Source organism: Candidatus Schmidhempelia bombi str. Bimp (genome assembly GCF_000471645.3).
In the GTDB taxonomy this organism is placed as follows: Bacteria; Pseudomonadota; Gammaproteobacteria; order Enterobacterales; family Orbaceae; genus Utexia; species Utexia bombi.
Window position 1 is genome coordinate 22,640 of sequence record NZ_AWGA01000016.1, and the last position, 8,590, is coordinate 31,229.

Annotated in this window: 5 protein-coding genes and 1 pseudogene; 2 read left to right on the top strand and 4 right to left on the bottom strand. The window is 37.9% G+C overall.

The window, feature by feature from the left end:
- Positions 1–11 precede the first annotated feature (11 nt).
- On the top strand, positions 12–3,206 hold the full coding sequence (locus O970_RS01870) for an efflux RND transporter permease subunit (protein ID WP_024495492.1): 3,195 nt from the start codon (positions 12–14) through the stop codon (positions 3,204–3,206).
- A 193-nt stretch (positions 3,207–3,399) separates the two neighbouring features.
- Here O970_RS01870 and rep read toward each other — a convergent pair whose 3' ends face one another.
- Positions 3,400–5,415, bottom strand: coding sequence for a DNA helicase Rep (gene rep, locus O970_RS01875; RefSeq protein ID WP_036562286.1), 2,016 nt, complete (start codon positions 5,413–5,415; stop codon positions 3,400–3,402).
- A 306-nt stretch (positions 5,416–5,721) separates the two neighbouring features.
- On the opposite strand from rep, the gene gapA reads away from it, so the two are divergent.
- Positions 5,722–6,720 carry a glyceraldehyde-3-phosphate dehydrogenase gene (gene gapA, locus O970_RS01880; protein ID WP_024495493.1) on the top strand — a complete coding sequence of 333 codons (999 nt, stop codon included), beginning with the start codon at positions 5,722–5,724 and terminating at the stop codon, positions 6,718–6,720.
- A 63-nt stretch (positions 6,721–6,783) separates the two neighbouring features.
- Here gapA and O970_RS01885 read toward each other — a convergent pair whose 3' ends face one another.
- The 3 genes and pseudogenes from O970_RS01885 to araD all read right to left on the bottom strand — a co-directional run.
- Positions 6,784–7,668, bottom strand: coding sequence for an L-ribulose-5-phosphate 3-epimerase (locus O970_RS01885; protein WP_024495494.1), 885 nt, complete (start codon positions 7,666–7,668; stop codon positions 6,784–6,786).
- A gap of 75 nt (positions 7,669–7,743) precedes the next feature.
- Entirely contained in the window at positions 7,744–8,388 is a 645-nt protein-coding gene (locus O970_RS01890) for a 3-keto-L-gulonate-6-phosphate decarboxylase UlaD (RefSeq protein ID WP_024495495.1), read from the bottom strand.
- A 12-nt stretch (positions 8,389–8,400) separates the two neighbouring features.
- Positions 8,401–8,590: pseudogene (gene araD / locus O970_RS01895) on the bottom strand (L-ribulose-5-phosphate 4-epimerase); the annotation flags it as partial.

Here is an 8,590-nt window from a genome sequence, read left to right on the forward strand (position 1 = left end):
GTTAATAAATAATGGCTAAGTTTTTTATCAACCGCCCTATTTTTGCATGGGTAATTGCAATTATGATGATGCTGGGCGGGCTATTGGCAATTAAATTATTGCCAGTAGAACAGTATCCCGATATTGCGCCGCCTGCTGTTACGGTAACCGCTACTTATCCTGGTGCTGATGCGCAAACTATCGAAAATACTGTCACCCAACTTATTGAACAAAATTTAACTGGTATTGATAATTTAATTTATATGAAATCAACCAGTAGTTCAGCTGGTGTGGTGCAAACTACGCTAACTTTTGCGCAAGGGACCAATCCAGATGTAGCCCAAGTGCAAGTACTAAATAAAGTTGAGGGCATTAAATCACGTCTACCTGATAGTGTTCAAAAGAATGGGATTTCAGTCGCTAAAAATAACAGTAACTTTTTAAAAGTTATTGGCTTTTATTCTAATAATCCAAATAAGACACAAGCAGATATCGCCGATTTTGTTTATTCAACGGTTCAAGATCCTGTGCGTCGCATACAAGGTGTTGGTGATACCACATTATTTGGTTCCGAATATGCGATGCGCATATGGCTTGATCCAAATAAATTGACCTATTATAAATTGTCGACTAACGAGGTTACCGCAGCGATACAGGCACAAAACGCGCAAGTAACCGCAGGGCAGCTCGGTTCTGATCCGGCGATTGAGGGGCAACAATTAAATGCGACTATCACGGCTCAATCACGTTTAAAAAATGTTGAGCAATTTGAAGATATCCTTGTCCGTGTGAATCAAGATGGATCTAAAATATTATTAAAAGATATAGCTCGCATTGAATTAGGCGCATCAGATTATAATTTTTTATCGCGCCTTAATGGACATGTTGCAGCGGGTTTAGCTATTTATTTAGCAGCAGGTGCAAATCAGTTAGAAACCTCGACATTAGTAGACCAAAAAATCCAAGAGTTATCTTCTATTTTCCCTGAAGATATCCATTTTATTATGCCATACGATACAACACCATTTGTTAAAATTTCAATTCATAATGTTGTTGATACGTTAATCGAAGCCATTTTCTTGGTTGTTATCGTTATGTACGTATTTTTACAGAATTTTCGTGCAACCATTATTCCAACCATTACTGTTCCCGTCGTATTACTTGGGACGTTTGCAGTACTTTATATTTGTGGGTTTACGATTAATACCCTGTCTATGTTTGCTATGATCTTAGCCATCGGTTTATTAGTCGATGATGCGATCGTAGTCATTGAAAATGTAGAACGAATCATGGATGAGGAACAGTTGTCCCCTCATGATGCCACGGTCAAATCAATGGAGCAAATTACACCCGCACTGGTAGGGATTGCCGTTGTATTGTCTGCCGTGTTTGTGCCTATGGCCTTTTATGGTGGGGCTGCTGGGGGAATCTATCGTCAATTTTCTATCTCCATCGTTACGGCAATGGTATTGTCGGTGTTAATGGCGATTATCTTAACGCCGGCGCTGTGTTCAACTATTTTGAAACCACCGGCTAAATATCGTCATCCAAAAGCAACGATGTTTGATAAATTAGCCAAAATACCCCCTTTTAGTTGGATTGATCACGCCTTAGATATCTTTTTCAATTGGTTTAATAAAACCTTCGAAACCAGCCGTAATATCTATGAACACGGTGTAATTAAAGTCGTTAAAAATCCTGTGATTAGTTTTGTGGCTTATGCGCTTATCTGTGTGGCATTAGTTTTTGGCTTTATGCGTTTACCAACTGGTTTTTTACCAAGTGAAGATCAAGGCTCGCTGATTTTGATGGCAGAATTACCACCGGGTTCAACGTTAGCACAAACGCAAGAAGTATTGGATAAAACGACACAATACTTTTTAGAAAAAGAACCTACGACAGAAAGTATATTTACAGTCGCTGGTTTTAGTATGGCTGGGCGTGGTCAGAATATGGCTTTAGGTTTTGTTAAATTAAAAGACTGGGAGCATAGAAAATCGAAAGATTCACGTATTGATGCGGTGATTGGTAGAGCAAATCAATTTCTTTTCACTTTAAATGAAGCGCGTATTTTTGCCGTTAATATCCCTCCTGTACCCTCTTTGGGTATGGCCAACGGCTTTTCATTTATGTTAAAAGACAGTGGTGCTAAAGGTCATGAAGCATTAATGCAAGCATTTTATCAAATGCTCGGTATGGCAGCACAAAACCCAAATCTGACACAAGTACGTCCAGCAAGTATGCTTGATGTTCCACAATATAAAATTAATATTGATTTCCAAACGGTTCAAGCCTTAGGCATGTCTATTGGTGCGGTAAACTCAACCTTATCAACAGCCTTAGGTTCCGCTTATATTGATGATTTTATTTATAACAGCCGTGTCAAGAAAGTCTATCTACAAGCAGATATGCCTTATCGTATGTTGCCTGATGATTTTAGTTACTGGCATGTAAAAAATAATTCGGGCGAAATGGTACCATTTGATTCTTTCGCCAATACCAGCAAAACGTTTGGTTCACCATCTTTAGTTCGTTACAACGGTGTTTCCGCTATGGGAATTAGTGGTTCGGCGGTTAGCGGACAAAGCTCTGGTCAAGCAATGGCAATTATGGAAGAGTTAGCTAAAAAATTACCTGCTGGTTTTACCTATGATTGGACGGATATCTCTTATCAGGAACGTCAAACAGGCTCACAAACGACCACTTTATATATTATTTCAATTATTGTGGTATTCCTGTCTTTGGCGGCGCTGTATGAAAGTTGGAGTATTCCTATCTCAGTACTATTTATTATTCCATTAGGTATTTTAGGCACCGTTTATGCATCGCTATTCCGTGGGCTGGATAATGATATTTACTTTATTGTAGGTTTATTGACCACGATGGGATTGGCCGCAAAGAATGCGATACTAATTGTTGAATTTGCTAAAGATGCGCTAGAAAAAGAAGGAAAATCACTGATTGATGCAACGCTTGAAGCGTGTCGTTTACGGTTACGTCCGATTCTTATGACCTCATTAGCCTTTATTATTGGTGTTCTACCTTTAGCGGTGAGTATTGGCGCAGGCTCAGCTGGGCAAAATGCCGTTGGTACTGGAGTGATTGGTGGAATGTTAACCGCTACATTCTTAGCCATTTATTTTGTTCCTTTATTCTTTATTTTTGTGACTAAACTCTCCTCACGTCATAAACATAAATCAGTCAAAGTGAATAAAATTAATGAGTAAAAATTAATTGCTCACCTTATCTTAATTAAAAAAGCCAATTCAAATCACCTTGAATTGGCTTTTTCTATTTTGTTAACCATTAATACAGCTGTCAGTATAAAATAGGAATAATCATCAAGGATGTTTGTATAAATTACCCCCCAATATAAATGATATTACCAATATTTAGATAAAAAAATTAATATTAATTTTGCTACTTGGCTGCATTAATTTGCGCTTTTAATAAAGCTAGACAGCTTTGTCCTTGTTGCATACGTTGTTCTGCGGTTGGTTTTGGTTTTTGACTTTGCCACTCTAATTCATCCTGTGGTAGTTCATATAAAAAGCGGCTGGGCTCTGGATAAACAATGTCACCATATTGCTTTCGTTGTCGGCTCATAGAAAAGACTAACTCATTTTGCGCTCGCGTAATACCAACGTAAGCGAGACGGCGTTCTTCTTCAATATTACTTTCATCGATACTGGTCTGATGAGGTAATAATCCTTCTTCCATACCAATCATATAAACATAAGGAAATTCTAAACCTTTAGAGGCATGTAATGTCATCAATTGTACGGCGTCATTTTCTTGTTCTGACTCATTACGTTCTAGCATATCTCTTAACGTAAACCGTGCTACCGCTTGCGATAACGTTAATGGCTCTTCAAAATCACTGCCGTTTAACATCTCTTTTAACCATGAATAGAGTTGCTCGACATTTCGCATACGCATTTCGCCTGCGGTCGGCGAAGGGGCATTTTCATATATCCAACTTTCATAAGCTATACCATCTAAAAGCGTATGAATAACGTCAATAGGATTGGTATCAATACGCGCCATCAATTGTTGTAACCAACCAGTAAAATGTGTCAGCGTAGCCAATCTTTTTTCTGACAAACATTGCGTTAAGCCCATATCAAAGCTGGCTTTAAATAAACTGATATTTCTTTTCGTCGCCCATTCGCCTAATGTTTGTAATGTTATTGGTCCAATTTCACGTTTTGGAGTATTAATAATTCGAATAAATGCATTATCATCATCGGGATTAGTCAATAACCGCAAATAGGCCATGATATCCTTAATCTCGGTACGCGAGAAAAAAGAGGTCCCGCCTGAGATAAAATAGGGAATGCGATGTTGCATTAATACCTTTTCAAAAATACGCGATTGATGATTACCGCGGTATAAAATCGCATAATCACCATAATGAGCATTATGATTAAAACGATGTGCAATTAGATCGCCCACGACGCGTTCAGCTTCATGTTCCTCATTATCAGCCGTAATAATGCGTAACCTCTCCCCATCCCCTAATTCTGAGAATAATTTTTTCTCAAAAATATGAGGATTATTTTCAATCAAAATATTAGCTGATTTCAAAATACGTCCAGAGGAACGATAATTTTGCTCTAGTTTTATCACTTTTAGATTGGCAAAATCCTCTTTTAATAACATTAAATTCTGTGGACGCGCACCGCGCCATGAATAGATAGATTGATCATCATCACCCACTACGGTAAAACGTGCGCGTTCGCCAACTAATAATTTAATTAATTCATATTGGCTAGTATTGGTATCTTGATATTCATCAATTAATAGATAGCGTAGCCGATTCTGCCAACGCTCACGTACTTCAGTATTGCGCTTTAATAATAAAGTCGGCAATAGAATAAGATCATCAAAATCTAAAATTCCACATGACTTAAGCTGTTTATCATAGAGTTGGTAGCAATGGGCAAATAACTTCTCCTTTTCACTACGCGCATGCGCTAATGCTATATCTGCTTCGATTAAATTATTCTTCCAACTACTTATCATACTGCGTAATTGGGTAAGTAATTCTTTATCTCCATCAAACCATCGTTCCGTTAACGCTTTTAACATAGCGAATTGATCTTGATCATCAAATAACGAAAAATTGGATTTCATCCCTAGCAATTGATGCTCGCGTTTAATCATATCGAGCCCTAAAGTATGGAATGTTGAAATATGTAAACCCCGCGTCTCTTTTTTCCCTAATGCATGGGCAACCCGCTCTTTCATCTCCCGCGCCGCTTTATTGGTAAATGTTACCGCCGCAATTTGTCGAGGTAAATAACCGATTTCACGAATTAGATAAGTTATTTTATTAATAATTACTCTGGTTTTGCCAGATCCAGCTCCCGCTAAGACTAAGCAAGGTCCAGAAACATATTCAACAGCTTGTTGTTGTCTAGAATTTAGGCGCATAAAAAAACAGCTTACAATTTAAAAAAGCACTCAATATAGTATACATTAAGTCTTGATGCAAATAGCAATTAGCCCATTTTTTTAATATAAAACAATGTTAGCTATTTATTATGAACTATTTTTTGATTGAAAATATTATTCTTGCATTCAACCAAAATAATCAATTTAAAAACAAATAGTTAGATAAAATCAAGTGATAAAATCTCATTTATGTGCCCAACAAGTAGTGAGAATTATTTCTATTGAAAAAAATGGTTAAGTTTGCTATTTTGTTGTAAGGAATTTAAAACTAAAAAAGGTGATACTATGACAATTAAAGTAGGTATTAATGGATTTGGTCGTATTGGTCGTATCGTTTTCCGTGCAGCACAAAAACGTTCTGACATTGAAATCGTTGCAATCAATGACTTATTAGATGTGGATTATATGGCATATATGCTTAAATATGATTCAACACATGGTCGCTTTGATGGTACAGTAGAAGTTAAAGATGGTAAGCTTATCGTTAATGGTAAAGCCATTCGCGTCACCGCTGAGCGCGATCCAGCTAACTTAAAATGGGATGAAGTTGGTGTTGATGTTGTTGCTGAAGCGACAGGTTTATTCCTTGATGATGCAACCGCACGTAAACATATCCAAGCTGGTGCGAAAAAAGTTGTCTTAACGGGCCCATCTAAGGATGCGACACCTATGTTTGTTATGGGCGTCAATGATAAAGATTATGCAGGTCAAGATATCGTATCGAATGCCTCATGTACCACTAACTGTTTAGCGCCATTAGCTAAAGTTGTTAATGATAAATTTGGTATTGTTGAAGGTCTAATGACAACGGTTCACGCAACAACAGCAACCCAAAAAACCGTTGATGGTCCATCTCACAAAGATTGGCGCGGTGGTCGTGGTGCAGCGCAAAACATCATTCCTTCATCAACAGGGGCGGCTAAAGCAGTAGGTAAAGTTATCCCTGAATTAAATGGTAAATTAACTGGTATGGCTTTCCGTGTTCCAACACCTGATGTATCAGTTGTTGACTTAACGGTACGTTTAGCTAAACCAGCAACTTATGAAGAAATTTGTAAAGCGATTAAAGCTGCGTCTGAAGGCGAAATGAAAGGCGTGTTAGGTTACACCGAAGATGCAGTTGTTTCTACCGATTTCTTAGGTGAAGTGTGTACTTCTGTGTTTGATGCTAAAGCGGGTATCCAAATCAGTGATACTTTCGTTAAATTAGTCTCTTGGTATGATAACGAAGTGGGTTATTCAAACAAAGTGCTTGATTTAATTGCGTGTGTATCTAAAAAATAAGTTGTTTCTATTTATAAAAAAAGCGACATATTTGTCGCTTTTTTTATGTTTTATCATCAACTATTACTGATATTGTTCGAATAGGATTATACCGTTACTTTTTGCTATGTCGTGTAAACGTTTTTGAGCTATCACGATATTCTCTCGCCAGCGATCATCTTTAGCCCACATCTCGATCACTAATGGCGCTGTGTAATGGATGTGTTTTAACGTTGCAAATATTGCCGCAAAATTAACATCCCCCTCTCCAATAACTAAATCCCGAAACTGTCCTGCATAATCTGGTTTAACACGGTAACTATCTTTTAGATGAATTTGTACAATGTGATGACAACTTAATGTTAGTTCCGTACAGATATCGTAATTCCAGCCAGAAATATTACCGACGTCTGGATAAGCGGTAAACCAAGGTGAATTAACCTCTCTATTTAATAGTTCAAATTTAGTTAACGAATTAAGATAAGCGGTATCCATAATTTCTACTGCTAACATGACCCCTGCTCTAGCGGCTTGCTGCGCAGACCATTGCATAGCTTGTATAAATCTAGCATGAGTTAGCTTATCGGCTGGCTCATAATAAACATCGTATCCTGCTAGTTGAATCACTCTAATACCTAATTTATACGCGAAAGCAATCGCTTTATTCATTAGCCATTCAGCCTGCTTTCTTATCTCAGGATCATGTGAACCAAATGGATACTTACGATGAGCACTTAAACACATAGAGTGTAATGGTATATTATATTGTTGGCTCAGCTGTCTAAGGGCATAAATTTGCTCATCAGTCCAATCTAGACGGGCTATTTTTTCGTCGCTTTCGTCTATGGATATCTCAATAAAATCAAAACCTAATGCCTTTGCTTCTTGCATTTTTTGTTGCCATGAAAAATCATTTGGTAATGCTTTTTCATAGATACCGATACGTGGGTTAGCTTTAGTTATATACATAGTCCTCCCCTTATTTAAGTAATAACGGAATAAAGTGATAACAGCGGTAATCGGTTATCACTTGATAGGTGTTATTTACCAGTATTGATTAATTTTCTTTCTTAATACGGCTGCTGTTTCAGCCCCTTTTTCGCCAGCTAAGGCTCGTCCAGCAATAAAGGTTTTGGTTTTAATTCCCGCAAATAATGATATATCATCAGGAGTTATACCACCGGTAATCGATAATTCGAAGCCTAAATCGGATAACATTTTCATTTTATCCAAATCTTGCTCCGTCCATCCAATACCGGCAAGTTCAGCATCACGCGAACGGTGATAAATAGCTTGTTTAATCCCGATATCACGCCAAGACTTTGCGTCCTCCATTGTCCAATGTCCGTAAAGCTCGATTTGTATTTCTCCATTAAATTGATCAGCCACTTTTTTGCAAGCCGCAACAGTGGCAATATGTGCTGCCGCAGAAACTGTAATCCAATCTGCACCTGCGCTAAAAGCTAATTCAGCTAAAATGGCGCCCCCATCGGTTGTTTTCATATCACAAACCAAAATATGATCAGGATGATTTTGTCGTAATTGCCTCACGGCTTGCATACCTTCGGCAAAAGCTAAAATGGTCCCTACTTCAATAACATCAACGTAACTCGCCACACTTGTAGCGACCTTAAGTGCTGAAGTTAAATCAGTTTGATCTAACGCGATTTGAATCATGGGTTTATTCATCATTTATCCTCTCTATTTTTGTCCGTAATAAGCATTGGCGCCATGTTTGCGAAAATAGTGTTTATCTGATAATGCGGATTGAATTTTAATGGTTGGATTGAGAATGCGTGTGGCTTGTGCCATTAGTGCCACTTCTTCTAATACTACGGCGTTGTGTACCGCATTTTCGGCATTTTTTCCCCAGCAGAATGGCGCATGGCCC

Coding starts and splice junctions, on each gene's coding strand:
- O970_RS01870 (WP_024495492.1), top strand. CDS start 12: ATGGCTAAGTTTTTTATCAACCGCCCTATTTTTGCATGGGTAATTGCA.
- rep (WP_036562286.1), bottom strand. CDS start 5,415: ATGCGCCTAAATTCTAGACAACAACAAGCTGTTGAATATGTTTCTGGA.
- gapA (WP_024495493.1), top strand. CDS start 5,722: ATGACAATTAAAGTAGGTATTAATGGATTTGGTCGTATTGGTCGTATC.
- O970_RS01885 (WP_024495494.1), bottom strand. CDS start 7,668: ATGTATATAACTAAAGCTAACCCACGTATCGGTATCTATGAAAAAGCA.
- O970_RS01890 (WP_024495495.1), bottom strand. CDS start 8,388: ATGAATAAACCCATGATTCAAATCGCGTTAGATCAAACTGATTTAACT.